At 36.7% G+C, this 20,769-nt stretch carries 15 protein-coding genes and 2 pseudogenes; 5 read left to right on the forward strand and 12 right to left on the reverse strand.

Annotated features, from left to right (window positions below; all coding sequences use genetic code 11):
* Positions 1–6: 6 nt before the first annotated feature.
* Positions 7–1,386, forward strand: a complete 1,380-nt coding sequence (locus E0H99_RS11695; protein WP_131995625.1) for a RagB/SusD family nutrient uptake outer membrane protein — start codon at positions 7–9, stop codon at positions 1,384–1,386.
* A gap of 1 nt (position 1,387) precedes the next feature.
* Positions 1,388–3,949, forward strand: a complete 2,562-nt coding sequence (locus E0H99_RS11700) for a prolyl oligopeptidase family serine peptidase (RefSeq protein WP_131995628.1) — start codon at positions 1,388–1,390, stop codon at positions 3,947–3,949.
* A gap of 87 nt (positions 3,950–4,036) precedes the next feature.
* Here the strand turns inward: E0H99_RS11700 and E0H99_RS11705 are convergent, their stop codons facing one another.
* The 4 genes from E0H99_RS11705 to E0H99_RS11720 all read right to left on the reverse strand — a co-directional run bounded on the left by E0H99_RS11705 (position 4,037) and on the right by E0H99_RS11720 (position 7,362).
* Positions 4,037–4,306: a DUF6520 family protein gene (locus E0H99_RS11705; RefSeq protein WP_131995631.1), complete on the reverse strand. Its 270-nt coding sequence runs from the start codon at positions 4,304–4,306 to the stop codon at positions 4,037–4,039.
* 86 nt (positions 4,307–4,392) lie between these two features.
* Positions 4,393–5,895, reverse strand: a complete 1,503-nt coding sequence (locus E0H99_RS11710; RefSeq protein ID WP_131995634.1) for a DoxX family protein — start codon at positions 5,893–5,895, stop codon at positions 4,393–4,395.
* 150 nt (positions 5,896–6,045) lie between these two features.
* Positions 6,046–6,942, reverse strand: coding sequence for a helix-turn-helix domain-containing protein (locus E0H99_RS11715; RefSeq protein ID WP_131995637.1), 897 nt, complete (start codon positions 6,940–6,942; stop codon positions 6,046–6,048).
* Positions 6,943–6,978: 36 nt separating this feature from the next.
* Positions 6,979–7,362, reverse strand: coding sequence for a hypothetical protein (locus E0H99_RS11720; protein WP_131995640.1), 384 nt, complete (start codon positions 7,360–7,362; stop codon positions 6,979–6,981).
* 244 nt (positions 7,363–7,606) lie between these two features.
* Here E0H99_RS11720 and E0H99_RS11725 point away from each other — a divergent pair, with 244 nt between their 5' ends.
* Positions 7,607–10,072 carry an aminotransferase class I/II-fold pyridoxal phosphate-dependent enzyme gene (locus E0H99_RS11725; RefSeq protein WP_131995643.1) on the forward strand — a complete coding sequence of 822 codons (2,466 nt, stop codon included), beginning with the start codon at positions 7,607–7,609 and terminating at the stop codon, positions 10,070–10,072.
* A gap of 303 nt (positions 10,073–10,375) precedes the next feature.
* Positions 10,376–10,693 (forward strand): hypothetical protein, encoded by a 318-nt coding sequence (locus E0H99_RS11730; RefSeq protein ID WP_240723481.1) that lies wholly within the window; start codon positions 10,376–10,378, stop codon positions 10,691–10,693.
* Between the two features lie 1,984 nt (positions 10,694–12,677).
* On the opposite strand, the gene E0H99_RS11735 is transcribed toward E0H99_RS11730, so the two are convergent.
* The 5 genes and pseudogenes from E0H99_RS11735 to E0H99_RS17245 all read right to left on the reverse strand — a co-directional run bounded on the left by E0H99_RS11735 (position 12,678) and on the right by E0H99_RS17245 (position 14,448).
* A complete protein-coding gene (locus E0H99_RS11735; protein ID WP_165930296.1) occupies positions 12,678–12,854 on the reverse strand; it encodes a hypothetical protein in 177 nt (58 codons plus the stop codon).
* The gene (locus E0H99_RS11740) at positions 12,841–13,080 is read right to left on the reverse strand and encodes a hypothetical protein (protein WP_131995646.1); all 240 of its coding nucleotides are present in this window, start codon (positions 13,078–13,080) and stop codon (positions 12,841–12,843) included. Before E0H99_RS11740 ends, E0H99_RS11735 begins: the two co-directional genes overlap by 14 nt.
* A gap of 46 nt (positions 13,081–13,126) precedes the next feature.
* Positions 13,127–13,570, reverse strand: coding sequence for a DUF5675 family protein (locus E0H99_RS11745; protein WP_410503710.1), 444 nt, complete (start codon positions 13,568–13,570; stop codon positions 13,127–13,129).
* Positions 13,524–14,279 (reverse strand): annotated as a pseudogene (locus E0H99_RS11750) (hypothetical protein). Before E0H99_RS11750 ends, E0H99_RS11745 begins: the two are co-directional and overlap by 47 nt.
* Positions 14,280–14,298: 19 nt before the next feature.
* On the reverse strand, positions 14,299–14,448 hold the full coding sequence (locus E0H99_RS17245; RefSeq protein ID WP_165930297.1) for a hypothetical protein: 150 nt from the start codon (positions 14,446–14,448) through the stop codon (positions 14,299–14,301).
* Between the two features lie 1,337 nt (positions 14,449–15,785).
* On the opposite strand from E0H99_RS17245, the gene E0H99_RS11760 reads away from it, so the two are divergent.
* Positions 15,786–16,550, forward strand: a complete 765-nt coding sequence (locus E0H99_RS11760; RefSeq protein WP_131995649.1) for a hypothetical protein — start codon at positions 15,786–15,788, stop codon at positions 16,548–16,550.
* A gap of 357 nt (positions 16,551–16,907) precedes the next feature.
* Here E0H99_RS11760 and E0H99_RS17645 read toward each other — a convergent pair.
* From E0H99_RS17645 to rfbB, 3 genes and pseudogenes are all read right to left on the reverse strand, one after another.
* A pseudogene (locus E0H99_RS17645) lies at positions 16,908–17,051 on the reverse strand (UDP-GlcNAc--UDP-phosphate GlcNAc-1-phosphate transferase); the annotation flags it as partial.
* An 87-nt stretch (positions 17,052–17,138) separates the two neighbouring features.
* Positions 17,139–18,008 (reverse strand): glucose-1-phosphate thymidylyltransferase RfbA, encoded by an 870-nt coding sequence (gene rfbA, locus E0H99_RS11770; RefSeq protein ID WP_131995651.1) that lies wholly within the window; start codon positions 18,006–18,008, stop codon positions 17,139–17,141.
* 671 nt (positions 18,009–18,679) lie between these two features.
* Entirely contained in the window at positions 18,680–19,729 is a 1,050-nt protein-coding gene (rfbB, locus tag E0H99_RS11775; RefSeq protein ID WP_131995654.1) for a dTDP-glucose 4,6-dehydratase, read from the reverse strand.
* Between the last annotated feature and the right edge of the window lie 1,040 nt (positions 19,730–20,769).

A 20,769-nucleotide genomic window follows, 5' to 3' on the forward strand; every position in this document is an offset into this window, starting at 1 on the left:
AAAATTATGAAACGATACAATTCAATAACAACACTCATACTATTACTTCTCTCCTATTGCTTTTACTGCTGCGAATCATTTACCGAAGTAGCCCCACCCCAAACCCAACTTACAGCTGCTGCGATTTTCGAAAATGTCAATACCGCTAGTGCGGCAATCTCCGATATTTATGCGCGTTTGCGCGAGGACAGTATGGTGTCTGGCTCCTTTGAAGGGTTAAGCAGTCTGATGTCAAATTATTCAGACGAACTTACTTTCTATGGCTCCAGCCCTGATTTGGAAGCTTTTTACAACCACACTGTCAATCCTTCAAACACAAAAATTAAGGGAATGTGGAACAACTCTTATGGTCAGATCTATGCAACGAATGCTTTTTTGGAAGGCTTAGCTAATTCGAATGCCATTAATCCGGAAAATAAGGATCAATTGCAGGGCGAAGCTCTTTTTCTAAGAGCATACATTCACTTTTACCTCCTCAATATCTTTGGCGATATACCATATATAACCACCACAGATTACATAGTCAATAGTAGTGTAGCACGTATGCCACAGTCAGAGGTATGGGATAAAATAAAGACTGATTTAACTGGGGCAGAATCATTGATCGCTGACAAATATTCTACCGTCGAAAGAGTGAACCCAAACAAGTCTGTGGTAAGGGCTATGTTGGCAAGGGTTTCACTTTACACTCAGGATTGGGAAAAGGCAGAATCCTATGCAACATCAGTTATTGAAAATCCAGCCTATGTGTGGGAGACAAATCTTGCATCCGAATTTTTGAAAGGCAATCCCTCAATTATATGGTCATTGCATTCGGGCCGTACAGGATTTAACACACAGGATGCTAAGACTTTTGTTTCTTCGCTGACACCGCCGATAAAATCAACATTGGCAGTTGATTTTGTAAACAGTTTTGAACCCGCAGATCTCCGCAAGACATCGTGGGTACGAACCGTTACCAATGGAACTACCTCATGGTACCAACCCTACAAATATAAAAAAACAGGAGTTACTGCACCTTCGCAGGAATATACCATTCTGTTCCGTCTTGCTGAGCTATACCTCATTCGGGCAGAAGCACGTATTCACATGGGCAATGAGACTGACGCCATTAAGGACATCAATAAGATTCGCAGTCGAGCGGGATTAACGGGAACCACAGCCTTGGGAGAGTCAGCCTTATTGGCAGCAGTAGCCAAGGAAAGAAAATTTGAATTGTTTACAGAACAAGGGCATCGGTGGCTTGATTTGAAAAGAACTTCACAAGCTGATAAAGTACTATCAGCCATAAAATCAAATTGGCAGCAAACACAAGTACTATTACCTCTTCCGGAAGCAGAACTGTTACTAAACAGCAAGCTGCTTCCTCAAAACCCAGGCTATTAATATGAAACTAATATTAAAAATAAATTGGGGGCTCACTTACTTTTTTTTATTCGTCTTTCAGGCTGGCTTTAGTCAGCCTGAAAGACGGATTCCAGCTCTCGATGAGTATGTGAAATGGCACACTCTGGTAGGTGAAGGTATTTCACCAGACGGAAAATGGATTAATTACAATTTTGATTATCAAACAGGAAATGACACCCTATTTGTTCAGAAAGTAAAAGCTGAGACAAAATACATATTTCCCAATGGAACCAATCCAATGTTTAGCATTGACGGCAAATGGTTCACCGTCTATAATGAATCGAAGGGACTGGCGATTCTTAATCTGAATAGTGGTCAAATTGAATGGATACCCAATGTGATCAAGCACGAGTTTTCTCCAACCGGAAAATCAATGGCGCTGTATATTAGAACCAAGAATATAGATGTTTTGACGCTAAGACACCTTTCAGACAAAAAAGAGCAGTCGTTTCATAATGTAAAGTCTTTTGTCTTTTCTGCAAAAGGGAAACTTGCAATGGTTACAAAAAACGACATATTGATTATCGATGAGAAACCCAATTCCAAAGTTAAGGTTGTAATGACAGCAGCTGAGAATATTTTAAAAAAAACTATGTGGAGTACTTCGGGAAAATTTCTTTGTTTTTTGCAGGAATTACCAAAAGACGAGGGGAATCAGCCAAATCATAAGGTAGTTTGTTACGATACTGAAAAGAATAGCCTCACCTTTTTAAATCCATTGGAATTTGATAGCTTGAAACATCAACGTATAACATCGGCATCCCTTTCAGTTTCAGAATCAGGAAATATATATTTTTATCGCCAATCAATAGACACAGTTCCTTCAGGCACTGACACAGTACAGGTCTGGGAATCGGATACACCTTATGAATACCCAAAACAGAAAGTTGTTGGGGATACGAGAACAATGCCGTTACTGACAGTTTGGTTTCCACAGTCAGATAATGTAATCCATATAGGAACTACAGATGCTCCGTTGGCAAGGCTTACTCTAGACAGGAATTTCGCACTCACATACAACAGGCTACGCTACGAGCCACAGTACGAGCGGACTGGCCCAGCCGATATTTATAGTACAGATTTGCAATCGGGCACAAAAAAGCTACTGCTTAGCAATCACGGTGGTAACGATCAAACTTTATTACTTTCTCCAGACAGTAAATGTATCGCCTACTTTAAAGAACAAAATTGGTGGATCTATGATTTTTATAAAGGTTCGCATGTAAACCTGACTAAAAATTGGCAGGGAACCCTCAACAACTTAGAGTATGACAATGCAGGCCCTTCTTACGGATATGGCAGTCCGGGTTTTACTCTGGATCAAAAATATCTCATCATTTATGATAAATATGACGTTTGGCTTGTAGCTGTCGATGGAGGGCTGCGCAAAAGGATTACATCTGGAGCTAAAAGCAAAATTAGATTCCGTTTATGTGAAAATATTGGATTTAATAGCATTCATCTTGGTACGCCAGATTTTTCGGTTAGAGAATTTGATACTCGCAAAGGTATTTTTCTACAGGCAATAGGTGAGAATAAGAGTAGCGGTTTTTATATTTATAGAGATCAAAAACTTAAAAACCTCCTTTTTAAGAATACGAATAATGATAGGCTAAAAAAAGCGGCTGACGCGGAGCGACTTATTTTCGTTGAGCAGTCAGCTTCGATTCCCCCACGACTATGGTTGTTGGATGCAGGGTTGAAGCAGATTAGGGAAATGGTAAAATCTAACACTCATACCGAAAAGTTTGAATCTGGCACGGCAGAAATTATAAAATATAACAATAGCAAAGGACAAGATTTAAACGGTGCACTGTTTTATCCTGTTGGCTACGAAAAAGGAAAAAAATATCCGATGGTGGTATACATCTATGAAAAGCTTTCCGATGAATTTAATAAATATCACAATCCTTCGCTATTTTGCTTCGGGGAGTTGAATATTGCGAATTATGCATTGGACGGCTATTTCGTTTTGCTTCCGGATATTGTTTACGAAGTGGGTAATCCTGGACAGTCAGCTTCCGACTGCGTTGAGGCTGCTGTAAAAGCAGTCATCGACAGAGGGCAAATTCATGCAGATCGCATTGGAATAATGGGGCACTCTTTTGGTGGTTACGAAACCTCATTCATAATTTCCAAATCCTCCACTTTCGCAACAGCTGTTGCTGGTGCAGCAATAACCGATCTGCCGCGCAGTTATCTCACGATGAACTTTTCTACAGGCCTGCCTAATATATGGAGGTTTGAAACACAACAGCTTCGCATGGGCAAATCATTATATGATGATTTTTCAGGCTATTTACAAAATTCACCTGTTGCACAAGCAGCATCGATTACGACACCTTTGCTTAGTTATACCGGTGATAATGATAAGTCAGTTGACTGGCAGCAAAGTATTGCATTGCATTTGGCGTTGCGAAGACTAAAAAAAGTAAGCCGTTTAATTGTATATCCTGGCGAAGGGCATGTAATTGTTAAATCCGAATTTCAGTTTGATCTCGAAAAAAGAATAAAAGACTGGTTTGATTTTTATCTTAAGTAATTATTGAGAAAACTAAGTCTTATATAACAACAATGCCGGTTCCATTACAAAGAACCGGCATTGATTTTACCTGTTTGCAGCAATCAATTAATTGATTCTGTAAAGAGGGTCTGGACAATCAGTCCCTGACAGATTCATCTCATGCAACCAATTTGTGCCATTGGAACAAAAGTTTGGTTGAATAACGTCAGTACAATCGACATCTGTCTTCTCACAATCCCCTTCGGCAATACGGATATAGCCTTTCAAGGTACTTCCTGTCCCCTTTGTAGGAGCTTGATTGAATGCAAAGGCACCTGCAACAGCAAGTACAATTGCAACAAAGGGAAGCATAGTTTTAAAAATTTTCGTTTTCATAATTAAAATATTTATAGTTAATGATCTACTCTGTTACAGGTTTTCAATCGTTACCCTGATACTGCGCAGTATATTTTTATTGTGATCTATTCAATCGATTTTTTTAAAGTATACACCTCGAGATAATTTCCCACTAAACCTATAAACAAAGTATTGTCCACGCGGAATTCTCTCATTTTTTCATCCATCTTATCATACACATAAAAACTATGGGAATAGGACTTGGATTCAATGTCATATACATCGACAATCGAAGAGTTTTTCCATATTTTTTCGGGTTCGTATTTTCCTATCAATCCGGAATTTATATATAGCTTACTCCCGAATGTTGCAGTACTTCTATTCACAGTCCGGACAGGAGATGATAATTTGCTTTCTTTGCGGGAAGATATATAAGTAACTTTTATTTTGGCTTTACTCGTGGTATCGATGGTGTTCCCACGAAACTGTAGTTTAAGGTCTTTATCAGCAACAACATATTGGTTTCGGTAAGAGTAAGTATAGATTATTTTATCTAATTGGGAATTGTAAAGCAAAGTTCCATCAGTGTCAAAGACACCATCTATCTGTTTTTCAAGTAAATTCGAAGCGAGCATTACTTTTGGATTGTCAATAAGAGTAATAGTACCCAAGACGCTTTCATGTGTTGCACTGCTCTGTGCCCTGATTGCGACAACACTTGCATTTATGGGTTCAAATGCTGTAAAATAGGCTGTTCCTGCATTCCATACAAAACCTTTCCAGTCAGCAACAAGCCCACGAAAAATGCAGGGAGTAGTACCATCTGTAACATAAAAGAACGGAGGCTTTATCGTAATTTTTAAATTTCGGAAAGTAAGATCGGTTTCAGGTAATATTATCGTATGGTTTTGCCTAATATGAAACGATGTATCGATTACCGTAACGGTAAGTGGAGCTTTAATGTTACCAAGGTAGATTTTTCCACTTTCAGCACCAGCAATGTAATAGTTTTTTGTTTTTAAATTAAGTTCGTTTTTTAGTATTGCAGATCGTTGGGGAAAGCGACGTATAAAATTATTACGTTTATGGATTATGTCTTCCGATAGAAAAAACAGAAGGGTAATTGTCGAGATACTAAAAATTGTGCAAACTGCCAAAGCCCTATTTCTAAGATATTTTTTTTCGCTTACTGTTGTCGTTTCACCTTCCGCATATTTATAAAAAAAAATAGCAAATACACCAAATAAAACAAATAGGATATTAAAAATCAGGTGTTCTCTCCATTTGAGATTCTCGAGTATACCTCCACAGGAACAAGGTACAAACGGACTAAAATTCAATATAATAATAATATAACTAGTAAACATAACCATTAGGCTGAAAGCAGCATAAAGCCCCAAAAGACGAAATCTTGGAAAAACCAGCAATAACGCAATTATAAGTTCTACAATAGGTACTCCCCAAGAAACCCATCCGGCAAAAGCACTCAACAATGGCGATTGCCCCAACTGCACCTGAAAATTTTCAAAATCCAGCAATTTACTGACTGCCGCATAAACAAACAATACAACATACAAATAGCAGATGCAATCAAGAAGAATACTTTTAGTTGTTTCAGAGAGTTTCATATGGTTGTAACTTTAAATTTAAACCAATGTAAAGTTCTAAAATACAAACTAATAACAATTGCCAAATCGGGAGCATAACTTGCGCTATAAGGAGTTTTTAAAATTACAGCCAAAATTATAACCACCAGATCTTAAAACACTAACCTAGTACTACTCACACCTCCTCTTTACATCCATAGACCTATAACCAAATTCCGTTTTAAATTTCCTTGAGAAATTGGGATAGTCAGAGAATCCACTCATTAAAGAAATTGTTTTGAAGGATATTGTAGTTTGCTGAATCAAAAAACGAGCTTTTTTCAAGCGCTCAGAAGTATAAAATTGATAAATACTAGTTTTGAACAATAGCTTAAATCTAAGTTTCAATTTGTGCTCATTTGTTCCAAAAATACGGGACAATTCATGCATTGATGGTAATGGAGTATCCAAATGATCTAAAATATAGTCATACACATTTTGGATCATTTTCATGTCAGAGGAGCGACCGTCCCCTCTTCTTGACCTTGTAAAATCATCCTTTAATGCTGTTTCTTCTATAGCAGTAGCCACAGAACTGATTATAATTTTTGAACAAGGCGCAAGTCTATATATAGAGCAAAAAGCGGGTGATAACAATTTATTTTCTCCTACATAGACTAATTCTAAGGTCTTATGGTAATTCGGTTCTAATAACAATTCTTCCATTACCTCTTTCCATAAAACCAATGACTCCTCCGAAAGCAAACTGCTAAACGCTTTATCTAACAAAAAATCGGGAATATATCCCAATACCGTGGAGCTTGAATTGTACCCTTTGATTGTAAAATCTTCATCCAATATTAGGGTAGCTTGTATGAGCTGTTTATTGTTAGAATGAGGATTAATGAAGCCCGAATGAAAAACAGCTCCTTTTAGTTCTTCTGCTACCATATTCATCGTTATAACCAATCCTTCTAATTCATCATTTTGTCCAGTCCGTTGGATCTGACCAGCAAAATTACCACTTGCCATTTCAAGTAACATTTTCGACATACTACGAATACGGCTCTGATTGACTTCTTGATGCATGACAAATTATAATTAGTTGCGAAATTCAATAATACACTAGGCGTAAGATTCTAGAAAAGCTAAAGCATCCACTTCATCCGTGAAAATTTGTGTTGGTATTCTTGGTCTATTAATTCTAGTGTAAAAAGAAGTTAGGGTTAAAGAAATTGCATGACTTCCAAGCAGACCAACTGCTTTGGTCAAAGCAGAACCCGATTTTGCCAAATAATCTCTTGCCGACTTATCTATAGCTACAACACCCCGAATATCGCATAAAATAGGATATGCTTTTTCATTTTGTATCCGTATTCGGTCGGATACCACAAGCTGTGCAACTGCCAAATCTATTACAACATTAGGTTTATACCGAAAAAAAAGAATCCCATTCAGAATCCAGAATTGCGCAAATTTATTCTCATGACAAATAGGATTTAATTTCATAATATTTTAAATAAAAAAACAAACTAACGCAAATTAATCACAATACTTCCTAAAAAATATTAAAACAATAAAAATAACATAAAAAATTACGTAAAAATTGTCTAATCGGGAGTATAAGTTGTCGAAAAGGGATTCTTTTTACGCACCATATATTGTTATTGGTTTTTTATTCAGAATATTACTCAATAAATCAAGAAGTAAAAACTCATTTAAATCTAATTTTCAATAACTTACAGGAATCAATATGGCAAAAATCAAGCACAACAACTTCATCGATACGGTCGATGAGGTTTTATCAGGAGCAAAAAAAGAAGGCGTATTGCACTTATATGCAGAAGACAAAGTATTGACAGGAAGAACCATACAAATCAAAGGAAAAGAAATGTTTCATTTCGGTACAACAGGATATCTTGGTTTAGAACAAGACAATAGACTTAAAGAAGCGGCAATTCAAGCAATTCGCGATTATGGTACTCCATTTCCGCTGTCAAAATCATACATTTCGCATCCACTATACTATGAATTAGAAAGTAAAATCGAACAAATGTATGGTATTCCGCCTATTATTACCAAGAACAGTACGCTGGGGCATTTAGCGATTATTCCAACGCTCATTAGAGATGAAGATGCCGTAATAATGGATCATCAAGTGCATTGGAGCGTCCAAAATGCATGTCAACTTTTAAAACTAAGAGGAATTCCGGTAGAAATGATAAGACACAGTAATTTGGATATGCTGGAAGATAAAATCAAACAACTAACCACCAAATGCAACAAAATCTGGTACATGGCTGATGGGGTATATTCCATGTTTGGTGATTATGCACCCATCCCGGAATTATTGGCTTTAACTCAAAAGTATACACAACTATACCTTTATTTTGATGATGTCCATGGAATGAGTTGGAAAGGCAAAAACGGAACTGGTTTTATTTTTGACGCTATTAAAGAATTGCCCGAAAATTGCATTGTGGTAAGCACACTAAGCAAAACCTTTGGAGCTAGTGGTGCAACAGTATTTTGCAAAAATCAAAAACTGAGAGATAAGATTAAAAACTTTGGTGGACCACTTACTTTTTCTGCACAACTGGAACCTGCCTCTGTAGCAGCAGCAATTGCATCGGCAGACATTCATCTTTCATCTGAGATTACAGTATTACAATCCGATTTGTCAGAAAAAATAGAATATTTCAAATCAGAATTGGAAAAAACGGCCCTTCCGATGATTGCCCTCAATAACTCCCCGGTATTTTTCTTGGCCACAGCTACACCTCTGACGGGCTATAAAATGGTACAACGCTTATTTGATGAAGGGTTTTATGTAAATCTGGCTATTTATCCGGCAGTCCCAATCAAAAACACGGGTATCCGAATCACACTCTCCCGTCACAACCAAAAAGAAGAAATAAAAGCACTAGTGGAAGCGATGGAACTCCATTTTCCAAAAGCCTTGGAAGAATCCGGTAATAATCTAAACAAAGTAAAAAAAGCTTTTGGTATAGATGGAATAATGCTACCAACAGAAAATATAGAAAAAGAAACCGTCTTAAAGCTCCAATACGAGACATCCATAGAAAAAATAAACAAACAAAACTGGAACGAACTTTTGAGTAAGCAAAGCACGTTTGATTGGGATGGGCTGTGTTTCTTAGAAAATGCTTTTACAAATCCAAATTGTCCTGAAAACAATTGGGACTTCCATTATTATGTAATCAAAGATCAAAACGGAATTCCTATACTGGCAACTTTTTTTACGTATGGATTATGGAAAGACGATATGTTAGCATCAGAATCGATTTCATTGCAACTGGAAGAAAAAAGAAAACAAAACCCATTATACCTCACATCAAAAGTCTTGGGAATGGGTTCCTTATTTACGGAAGGCAATCATTGTTACATAAACAAAACGCACCCGTTGGCAGAAGAAGCCATAATGCTTTTACTGGAACAAGTGGAAATAGTATACCATCAATTAAACGCCGACATGCTCGTATTAAGAGATTTTGAAGAAGACGAACAATGGAATCGAATTTTTCACAATCACGGCTTCTTAAAAATAAATATGCCCGAAACGTGCATCATACAAAATATGAAATGGAACAGTATCGAAGAATTTTCGGCTTCCCTTTCCCCACGTTCTAGAAAACATTTTTTAAAAGAAGTACTTCCTTTTGAACAGGCTTTTGATATTGTAATAAAAGACAAACTGACAGAAGAGGAATCAGATCAGGCATATAAACTGTATCAGAATGTAAAAAACAACAATCATGCTATAAATACATTTACCTACCCCATAGAAGTCTTCAAAAAAATGGAGAATCATCCCCAATGGGAATTCATTCTGCTGTATCTCAATAATAATAATAATAATAATAATAATAGGGATCAACACACTAGCCTAAACCTACCAGTCGGAATCTTATTTTGCTATAAAAACACTAATCATACCTATGTTCCATCTCTGATAGGGATGGATTACGCCTATGCAAAAAAATTCCAACTCTACCGACAACTCCTGTTTCAGGCAATCAAACGGGCTAGGAAGCTAAACCTTAATAAAATTGATTTTGGTATGTCAGCCACTTTCGAAAAAAGAAAACTGGGAGCCACTATAATTCCAAAAGTAGCCTACATTCAGGCAAGAGATAATTTTTCAATGGAATTAATGGGCACCCTTCAAAACGAAGATAAAACACGCTTAGCCAACTAGCCCATAGCCTGCCCCTTATCCCAAACTGAAGTACAATAGAATTACTGATAACCCCTCACGATTCACTGTCATCCTGAGCTTGTCGAAGGTCAAAACCCAAAACCCAAAACCCAAAACCTAAAACCCACTTTCATCCTGAGCTTGCCGAAGGACACAACCCAAAACATAAAACCCATACCCCACTGTCTTCCTGAGCTTGTCGAAGGACAAAACCCAAAACCCAAAACCTAAAACCCACTTTCATCCTGAGCTTGTCGAAGGACACTACTCACTTTTCACTACTCACCATTCACTAAAAAAAACATGAACTACATAAAACACCTCACCGGTTTCTTTGACCGAATCATACAAGACCGAAACCTCAACCCTACTCACATCAGTCTATACATTGCATTATTCCAATATTGGAACATAAACCGTTTCCAAAATCCAATAAGTATAACCAGAGACGAGGTGATGCGCATCAGTAAAATTTGTTCCACAGCAACGTATCACAAGTGTATGCGAGAGTTAAATGAAAAAGGATATATAAAATATGAACCTTCATTCAATCCATTCAAAGGCAGTATGGTAATCCTTTTTAATTTTTCAGAAGACCAAAACCAGTTCATAAAGGAGTAAAAAGAAAAGATTCTCTTCAAATACATAATAATAATAATAATAATAAAACCAGTAAACGTTCATTTAAATCCTCTTCTCATCGCCCTTAAATAAAAAGCATAGCAAAACAACGAAGAAGTAAAGTGGCAGTGCTCCGCGAGTTGAGCCCGCAGGGCGAACGGCTCGGGGCGCGGAACGGCACTTCGAGGTAGTTTTCAAGCTTTTTATTTGCAGGCTTGATTTTTTGTTTCTTTTGTATCAAGACAAAAGAAAAGATTCTACTCATATACAAAAAATAGAATAGCAACAGTTTTTTGTTTCTTTTGAAATCAAAGATTCACGAACTCCAATAAATTATAAACTCGTGAGTAATCAAGACAAAAGAAAAAGAATCTCTTAATAAACAGAATTGCAACAGTTTTTTGTTTCTTTTGAAATTGAAGATTCACGAACTCCAACAAATTATGAACTCCTGAATAATCAAGACAAAAGAAAAATTGTTCTTCAGAAATAATAATAATAATAATAATAATCCTCTTCAGATCGCCCTTATACTTTTATACCAAAAAATCACGGTAAAAATTTTAGCGCTGGCCGCAGAAAGTGACTCTAAGCTTACTGATAAAGCACCATCCAACTAATGTCCACTTTTAACTCGCCCTTAAATAAAAAGCATAGAAAACAACGAAGAAGTGAAGTGGCAGCACTCCGCGAGTTGAGTCCGCAGGACGAACGGCTCGGGGTGCGGAACGGAATTTCAAGGTAGTTTTCAAGCTTTTTATTTTCAGGCTTGATTTTTTGTTTCTTTTGTATCAAGACAAAAGAAAAAGAATCTCTTAATAAACAGAATAGCAACAGTTTTTTGTTTCTTTTGAAATCAAAGATTCACGAACTCCAATAAATTATCAACTCATGAGTAATCAAGACAAAAGAAAAATACTCGTCATATACAAAAATAGTAATAACAACAATAAACGTACAATTACACTTTCTTCAGACCGTCATTAAATAAAAAGCATAGAAAAACAGACAAAAAATAAATTACAATTGTATTTTAAGTATTAGAAATGCTGCGGAGAATGATTTTTAAAATCAAAACACACCCCTAACCCCTCTCAAGAGGGGAATCGCACAGGAAAACCATTCATTTCAGTTTTCACTATAACCTCCCTTATAGTTTTAAACCAGAAAATCACGGTAAGGATTTAAGCATTGGCCGAAGGGAGTGACCTCCGAGTCGAGTGTGAAACACGAGCGATTGGGTCGCGATAGAAAAATTTGTCCGATGATTTTTGGGATAAAAATATTCAGGCTTGAAATCGAAGATTCATGAATACCAAAAAACAATAATAACCCATGAATAATTTTTTGTTACTTTTTTCATCAAGACAAATCTACGATTCAGCGAACACCACTTATAATAAAAGTTAAGTGAGCTAAAAAAGTAAAGATTTTCTTCATATACAAAATAGCAATTGCTTCATAGTTTCTTTTGAAATCTAAGAATCACAAACTCCAATAAATTATTAACTCGTGAGTAATCAAGACAAAAGAAAAATTGTTCTTCAGAAATAATAATAATAATAATCCTCTTCAGACCGCCCTTATATTTTTAGACCAGAAAATCACGGTAAGAATTTCAGCGTTGGCAGAAGGGAGTGACCCCCGAGTCGAGTGTGAAACACGAGCGGCTGGGGTCGCGATAGGAAAATACGTCCGATGATTTTTGGGATAAAAATATTCAGGCTTGAAATCGAAGATTCATGAATACCAAAAAACAATAATAACCCATGAATAATTTTTTGTTACTTTTTTCATCAAGGAAAAAAGTAAAGATTTTCTTCATATACAAAATAGCAATTGCTTTATAGTTTCAGTTGAAATCGAAGATTCACGAACTCCAATAAATTATGAACTCCTGAATAATCAAGACAAAAGAAAAGCCCATTCCTTTCGGTTTGGGCCTTAACTTAGTCTAACTCTTGATTACAAAACCAAAATTAAACTACTGCTTGTGCTTCTTAAGTAAAAATTTAAGCACCATTGATATTCCAAAACTGACTATAGCTCCAATAGCAGCCAATAAAACAGTTTTCAAAACATCCTCCGAAGCTAAATTCGGCACAATACTCAAAAACGTACCACCTGCGGTACCCATCAATGTCGGATTACTCGTTGTCATCCTGAAACTGCTGTGAGGCATTCTCATTGACAGTCGTAATCTGACTAATTGCCGATAATACACCACCGGCAACGGCCAAATACCCTCCAACGGAGCTAACTACAATAGGCAAGGCAATGGGTGCAGTCAAAATAACACCGCCAACCGCCACCAATGCCAATCCGATATTTCGAAGCACTCTAAAAAATTTCGGTGTTGGAGCTTTCGCTCTTTTTACTATATTCATAATATTTGATTTTTTATTCCCTGTCATCCTGAGCGGAGTCGAAGGGTTAAGATTGAACAATTAATGAAACTATTGCGGATTGCTCCAAGGCGGTATAAACCTTTTTTTTTACCATAGCAAAAGCCCGTCGGGATTGCAACCCTAAACCGGCTCCGGAAAGTTCCGTTACAGGAGCAATACAACCAAGCAATTGGCTCAAGGCATTATTGGCAGAATGCAACAAAATAAGATGCCTGTTTTTTACAGCAACCACTTCAATATGCCATTGAAATTTCCGACTGTATCGCTTGCGCAATAAATAGTACCCTTCCGGAATGCAGGAAACGCCCTTTTTATTTTCCCTCCAAGGCAATTCAATGGTATAACAGAGAAATTGGCCGTCACAAGCAAGTGATCCGTTAGTTCCCTCAGGGAAATAAGTTCTGGACAATAGCAAAACCATCTTACAGTCCGCTGACTTGTACCAAAGCCAATGGGTTGTAGGAGCCATTTTTCAGTGGATACATCTTTCCATTTACCTCTTGATAAAACTCCACTCCTAAAGCTAAGAATAGTGGCTTAGTACTGTTTGGAGTTATCATATTGGTTTGGCTGATGGCTACAGTGGCTACCGCATCCCAAGGAAGAATCGCGGTTTCTGAATGGGTCTCTATAAAGCTTTCCGCTTCAAAATCAACTTCTGCTCCCGCAGAAATAATTTTAAAATGCGTGGTCCCGGAGGCTGCTGCAATCATATTTACCGGAATAAAAGAAGCCAAATCAACTTTGATAGCTCCAGTTACGCGGTCAATGGTTGCTGTATACGGGGCAAATAAACTGGTACCCAGCTTGCCTCTGATATTGAACTCAAAACCCGCGAGCAATTCCGCTTCGCCGTCAATGACATTGCGCAATCCTCGTACACTGGTAACATCGGCTTGAATGACTTTTATCATCGCTTGAGTGAGTCGGCTCACCATCCTGCCATCAGCAGAGTTCAAGAGCAAAGCTCTTAACGCGGTTCTCAATACTTTTCAGGCCTTTCCGGCTCTTCCAAATTCAGAACCGTTTTCACGGGTCCTCTGAAACGCAGGATCGTTCGCAATTCTACTCGCTTCAATGCCTCCTTTTTCACGTGCCAAATGCCCGTCTTGCGTTTTGTAAAAAGTAATATCTCCGATAGTACCTTTCAATTTAATGATGCCTTTCTGTCTTGCCATAAGTGTTAAAATTTAAGTTTTAAAATAATTGAACTACGTTGTCATCCTTACTATTCGTTGCAACTAAATCCGGAATGATTACAGCAAAGATTCGGTCAATTAAAGCACTTTTCAAAAAGCAGATGTCAATAATGGTACTAAAAAGCCTATAATTACCTATTTTAGTCATTTCATAACTCGTTCTTTTTCATAACTTTACATACAATTAAAAACAAAACCCTTGAAATGGGATAAACAACAAGAAAGTCCATAGACTTAAATAATGCATTAAAAATAAAAAGTGTGATTGCAAGTAACATCAGGGTATGTATCTATCCGAAAGATGTACAACGTATTACAGGTAAAACATACAGACAAGCAAGGTTGTATCTGCATAAGATAAAAGCCAACTTGAATAAAGAGCCACATCAACTACTCTCCATAGAGGAATTTTGTGACTATTCAGGGCTTCAAATGGAACATGTTTTACGTTGTATAATCGGATAGGATTTAAAGCAATTAAACAGCTGACATACTTTTTATAAAATGACAATACATGTTCAATAAGCAGTTCAAATAATAATGCAACGACTAAAAAATACAATACAGTTTATCTAATACCATTTGTCAATGTTTTTTTGTCACATCGAGCGCAGTCGAGATGCTGTAATGGTTCTCGACTGCACTCGAACTGACAATTAGACTAATTTACAAACATTAATGGTATAATATAACCCGTTGAATAAGTACCAAAAAACGTCAGTTTGTCCCGACACTTCGGGATTTTATGTAATAAAATGGAATAAAAAAGGTATCGAGAACCATTTCACAACAAAAATTTATTTAAGCAACACACATAACAAAACGAAATAATGCAGTTAACTAACAACCATTCACTACTCACTGTCATCCTGAGCGCAATCGAAGCCTCCCATAGCAAAAAAGGTCAGTTCTAAGTAGAATTTTTCATCAAAAAAAGCAGTCTAAAATGACTTTTTATGTTTGTATTCAATTATAAACCAAACTACTGTTATTTTCGGGGTTCACTGTCCTTAGCTTCCGCAGTCGAGCGTCAAATGTTTGAAGAATACGTAAAAAGAAAAGCTGTTTGAGCATAGCGAAATCGAAGATTCGTGAATACAAATTAAAATATTAGCGCATGAACAATTTTTTTCTTTTAGTATTCGAAAACTAATTTGACCGACGAGGAAGTGAAGACTTGAAATCGAAGATTCATGAATACCAAAAAACAATAATAACCCATGAATATTTTTTTGTTTCTTTTTTGATCAAGCAAAAAAGAAAATTAGTAAGCCTTAATCATTTACTTTCAATAAAACGTCATTCGTAGTGTTTTTTTTATGTAATGAAATGGAATAAAAAATGTATCGAGAACCATTCCTCAACAAGAATTTATAGAACCAACACACTACACAAAACGAAATAATGCGATTCACGATTCACTAACAGCCATTCACTACTCACTACAAACTATTCACTAACAACAATTCACTAACAAAAAAAAATATGGCAAAAGTAATAGCACCCTTCTTAATCAAAGGAACGATAGATGATATAAATTTTGTGGTAACAGCTGACGGAGAGAACTATGCGAGAAAGAGAGGAAATACCGGGGTAACCGCCGAAGAATTCAAAAACAATCCTATTTTCGACAGAATACGCAATCAGGGACAGGAGTTCGGGCAATGCGTCAGAAAAGCAGCCCAATTTCGACAACTTGCCGTCCGTTTTAACACCTTAGCCAAAGACGGAAGTGTCGCGGGAAGAACAAACAAACTCCTTTTTGAAATACTGCAGGAGGACACGACCCAACCACAAGGAAAAAGAACACTGACAGAAGGATTAAAAACCAGTGAGGGAAAGGAAAATTTATTGTTTTTTGAAAGCAACAAACTAAGACCGCTAAGAACGGTACTAAAGATAAAGGAAGAATATAATCCGGACAGCCAAACCGTAATAATTAATGATTTCTTGGCAAAGGAACATTTAGATTGGCCGGAAGAAGCAACGCAGGTACTTTTAGCGACAGCAACAGCCAATTGGGATTTTGAAAACGACAGCTACGAAACCTTTTACAGTAGTGAATGGATACTCGATAAAGAAGCTGAAAAACAGACTATAACAATAACCACTGAGAAGCCTTCAGGAAATGAGCTCCATCTGACATTCCTATTCATAGGATTTCTAAAACAAGATCGAAAAAAACAAATAGTATTACATCGAAAATACAACACAACAACGGTAATTGCCTACCATGTTCCTAAACCCTAAAACTGAATACTGAATACCAATCCCCCGAAAAATGAAAAACGACCACCGAAAACCAATCATCGAAAAACGAAAAACGAAAACTGAACACTTTTCACCGTCCTCCTGAGCTTGCCGAAGGACACCATTAACAATTAACAATTAACTGTCATCCTGAGCTTGCCGAAGGGTCGAAGGGTTCTTCTCACAACCCATAACTCAAAACTCACAACCGACAACCCAGAACCCATAACCTGATTTACAACCCAAAAAAGATAACCCATAACCGAACTAATTACCCCCAAATAAAAAATGGTTCAAAGAAGAAAAAATCTTCTTTGAACCACCGACTGACGTATTTACTTTGGATATTGGCTATTGAAAAATAATCTCGCCCCCTCTTAAAGTAATGGAAGTATGAGACGATCTACTATTGGGTTTATCGATAATGTTATATTTATCTGCAATTTTAAAATAAATAAGTTCAATACCAACCAATAACCCAATTAATGCAATATATATCATATTTTAAACTATGTCTATGCTGTTATTTGAATAATGGTTTCTAAACACTGATCACATTACTGAACACTGAATACTGAACACTGTTCTCTACAACTTATGCTTCAGCAATCCAAGAAGATACTCGCCATAGCCTGACTTTTTTAAAGGCTCTGCCAGTTCTTTTAGTTGTTGCTCACTAATAAAGCCCTGTCTCCAGGCAATTTCTTCGATGCAACCTACTTTTAATCCCTGACGTTCTTCAAGAACCTGAACAAATTGTCCTGCTTGCATCAGACTGTTAAAAGTTCCGGTGTCCAACCAAGCAGTTCCTCTGCTTAAAATCCCCACTTTTAGTTTTCCTTTCTCTAAATATACTTTGTTCACATCAGTGATTTCATATTCACCACGCGCACTTGGCTTTATATTCTTGGCAATTTCCACCACCGAATTATCATAAAAATACAAACCGGGTACCGCATAATTTGATTTGGGTTCCAAAGGTTTTTCTTCTATAGAAAGTGCTTTGAGGTTTTTATCAAATTCCACCACTCCATAACGTTCCGGATCCGAAACATGATAAGCAAACACAACCCCTCCTTCCGGATTCGTATTGGATTGTAACAATTCATGCATATTGGCTCCAAAGAAAATATTATCTCCCAAAACCAACGCTACACTATCGTTTCCTATGAATTCTTCTCCTATAACAAAAGCTTGCGCTAAACCGTTAGGAATAGCTTGTTCAGCATAACTGAATTGACAACCTATTGCCGCTCCATCTCCTAATAATTTCTTGAAATTAGGCAAATCGTGAGGAGTAGAAATAATCAATATTTCATGAATCCCAGCCATCATCAAAGTAGACAACGGGTAATAAATCATAGGCTTGTCGTATACCGGCATCATTTGTTTGCTCATTGCCAGCGTTAACGGATGCAAACGGGTTCCAGATCCTCCGGCTAATATAATTCCTTTCATTGTGTTTTCTGTTATAGTATGTTAGTTTTATATCTAGTATTCGTCTCTTCGAGGTGTAATTTTTATCCTAAAAAAAGTAATTTAAAATGATTTTGTATGGTTGCATTCAATTATATATCAAATTGCTGTTATTTCCGAGGTTTAACTGTCCTTAGCTTCCGCAGTCGAGTGTCAAATGTTTGAAGAATACGTAACCGAGCGAAGCGAACAGGCCTAGCAAACACCACTTATAATAAAAGGAAGTGAGCTAAAAAAGTTAAAAGCCACTTCAAAGCACTCAACTATCTCCTAACTAATAACACATCCCTATATCTAAAGAGATCTGAAACTATCTCCTAACCACTCCTAACCCCGCCCTACTATTTTTAAACTAGAAAATCAAGGAATGGATTTAAGCCTTGGCCGAAGGGAGTGACCCCCGAGTCGAGTGCGCAGCACGAGCGGCTGGGGTCGCGATAGGGAAATACATCCGAAGATTTTCAGGATAAAAATAGTCAGGCTTGATCTTTTGTTTCTTTTGCATCAAGGCAAAAGAAAAAAATCAGACATCCGAGCGCAACGAACAAGCGAAGCAAACATCACTAAAAAAAGAAAATTAGTAAACCTTAATTTTTTACTTTCAATAAAACGTCATTGGCAGCATCCATTCGTGAAATTCGGATTAATTCGAGTTAATTTGTGTATTGCTTCTCGTAATAACTAGCATATTCCCCTGAAGTAATATTATGCAACCAGCTTTGATTTTCCAAATACCAATTTACGGTTTTTTCCAATCCTTGTTCAAAAGTAACTGAAGGTTTCCATCCCAGTTCTTTGTTTATCTTAGTGGCATCAATAGCATAACGTAAATCATGCCCGGGACGGTCTTTTACATAGGCAATCAACTGTTCCGATGTTCCTGCCGCACGACCTAATTTCTCATCCATTATTTTGCACAATAATTTCACCAAATCGATATTCTGCCATTCGTTAAAACCACCAATATTATAAGTATCATGATTTTTACCTTCATGAAAAACTAAATCGATGGCTACAGCATGATCTTCTACAAAAAGCCAATCGCGTGTATATTTACCGTCGCCATAAACCGGCAAAGGCTTATTTTGAATGATATTATTAATGAATAATGGAATCAATTTTTCCGGAAAATGGTAAGGACCATAATTATTGGAACAATTCGTCAACACATAAGGCAAACCGTAGGTTTCCCCATAAGCACGAACGAAATGATCCGAACTGGCTTTAGAAGCAGAGTAAGGAGAATTAGGATCATAAGCAGTAGTTTCGGTAAACAAACCTTCGGCACCCAAACTGCCATAAACCTCATCAGTACTGATGTGATAAAAACGTTTCCCTTCATAATTGCCTTGCCAAATAGCCTTAGCCGCATTCAATAAATTCATGGTTCCAATAACATTTGTTTTCACAAAAGATAACGGATCAGTTATCGAACGATCCACATGAGACTCTGCAGCCAAATGCAAAACTCCGTCAAATTGATGTTCCACAAACAATTGGTCTATAAATGGTGCATCAACGATATCGCCTTTTATAAAAGTATAGTTGGTAGCTTTCTCAATATCAACAATATTTTCTAAATTCCCGGCATAAGTAAGAGCATCCAAATTAAAAATTTGATACTGCGGATACTTCTTTACAAAAAGTCGCACTACGTGGGACCCAATAAAACCAGCTCCTCCAGTGATTAAAATTTTTTTCATTTATACTTAATATTTTTATATTCTACAAATTAATTTATTATTACAAACTTCCGAAATTCATTTTTTAATTTCTCCCTTTAGGGCTGGGGTAAAAATTAAAAAATCATTTCCTGAATTTTCGGTTCCCTTTAGGGCTAGGGCAAAACGAAAATCATCACGACTCCTCACAACCTAAAACCTAAAACCCAAAACCTAAATTAAAATAATATTCTGATTTTCGGCTCTCTTTAGGGCTGGGACAAAACGAAAATTTCAAACCCTAACCGAATACCCACGACACCAATAAACGTCCATTTAAATACTCTTCACATCGCCCTTATAGTTTTAATCCATAAAATCACGGTAAGGATTTAAGCCTTGGCCGAAGGGAGCAAGCCCCGAGTCGAGTGTGAAACACGAGCGGCTGGGGTTGCGATAGGAAAATACGTCCGATGATTTTTGGGATAAAACTATTCAGGCTTGATTTTTTTGTTTCATTTTTGATCAAGCAAAAAAGAAAAAATTGTTCTTCAGCAATAATATATAGCATCAATAAACGTACAATTAACCCCTGAATATTTTTTTGTTCCTTTTTTTATCAAGACAAATCGAAGATTCAGCGAACACCACTTATAATAAAAATTAAGTGAGCTAAAAAAGAAAATTAGTAAGCCTTAATTTTTTACTTTTAATAAAAAAGTAATTGGTAGCGCTATTTAAAGTATTCTAATCATCCTATTTAAAATAACATTCTAGATTTTCTACTCCCTTTAATGTCGGGTTAAACCGAAAATTTCCTATCTTGTTTTTTATTCCTCTTACTTTAAAATCACAAAAATAAAATCTGATAAGTTTCTTTTTGTTTACCCCTAACCCTAAATGGAGCAAAAAGAAACACAAATTCCTATTTAAAATAAAATCCTAAATTTTCGACTTTTAGTGCCGAGACAAAATCACATTCTGAATTTTCGGCTCCCTTTAGGGACGGGGTAAACCGAAAATTTCACCCACTCCTCACTATTCACACACCCTTTGCCGTTAAAAACGACTACTCATTCCCA

Source organism: Flavobacterium sp. GT3P67, from assembly GCF_004349155.1.
GTDB lineage: Bacteria > Bacteroidota > Bacteroidia > Flavobacteriales > Flavobacteriaceae > Flavobacterium > Flavobacterium ranwuense.

What these genes read in the sequence shown, in the direction of transcription:
- E0H99_RS11695 (WP_131995625.1), top strand. Translation starts at nt 7, where the DNA reads ATGAAACGATACAATTCAATAACAACACTCATACTATTACTTCTCTCC.
- E0H99_RS11730 (WP_240723481.1), top strand. Translation starts at nt 10,376, where the DNA reads ATGAACTACATAAAACACCTCACCGGTTTCTTTGACCGAATCATACAA.
- E0H99_RS11745 (WP_410503710.1), bottom strand. Translation starts at nt 13,570, where the DNA reads ATGGCTCCTACAACCCATTGGCTTTGGTACAAGTCAGCGGACTGTAAG.
- rfbB (WP_131995654.1), bottom strand. Translation starts at nt 19,729, where the DNA reads ATGAAAAAAATTTTAATCACTGGAGGAGCTGGTTTTATTGGGTCCCAC.
- E0H99_RS11760 (WP_131995649.1), top strand. Translation starts at nt 15,786, where the DNA reads ATGGCAAAAGTAATAGCACCCTTCTTAATCAAAGGAACGATAGATGAT.
- E0H99_RS11705 (WP_131995631.1), bottom strand. Translation starts at nt 4,306, where the DNA reads ATGAAAACGAAAATTTTTAAAACTATGCTTCCCTTTGTTGCAATTGTA.
- E0H99_RS11740 (WP_131995646.1), bottom strand. Translation starts at nt 13,080, where the DNA reads ATGAATATAGTAAAAAGAGCGAAAGCTCCAACACCGAAATTTTTTAGA.
- E0H99_RS17245 (WP_165930297.1), bottom strand. Translation starts at nt 14,448, where the DNA reads ATGACTAAAATAGGTAATTATAGGCTTTTTAGTACCATTATTGACATC.
- E0H99_RS11700 (WP_131995628.1), top strand. Translation starts at nt 1,388, where the DNA reads ATGAAACTAATATTAAAAATAAATTGGGGGCTCACTTACTTTTTTTTA.
- E0H99_RS11715 (WP_131995637.1), bottom strand. Translation starts at nt 6,942, where the DNA reads ATGCATCAAGAAGTCAATCAGAGCCGTATTCGTAGTATGTCGAAAATG.
- E0H99_RS11710 (WP_131995634.1), bottom strand. Translation starts at nt 5,895, where the DNA reads ATGAAACTCTCTGAAACAACTAAAAGTATTCTTCTTGATTGCATCTGC.
- E0H99_RS11720 (WP_131995640.1), bottom strand. Translation starts at nt 7,362, where the DNA reads ATGAAATTAAATCCTATTTGTCATGAGAATAAATTTGCGCAATTCTGG.
- E0H99_RS11725 (WP_131995643.1), top strand. Translation starts at nt 7,607, where the DNA reads ATGGCAAAAATCAAGCACAACAACTTCATCGATACGGTCGATGAGGTT.
- rfbA (WP_131995651.1), bottom strand. Translation starts at nt 18,008, where the DNA reads ATGAAAGGAATTATATTAGCCGGAGGATCTGGAACCCGTTTGCATCCG.
- E0H99_RS11735 (WP_165930296.1), bottom strand. Translation starts at nt 12,854, where the DNA reads ATGACAACGAGTAATCCGACATTGATGGGTACCGCAGGTGGTACGTTT.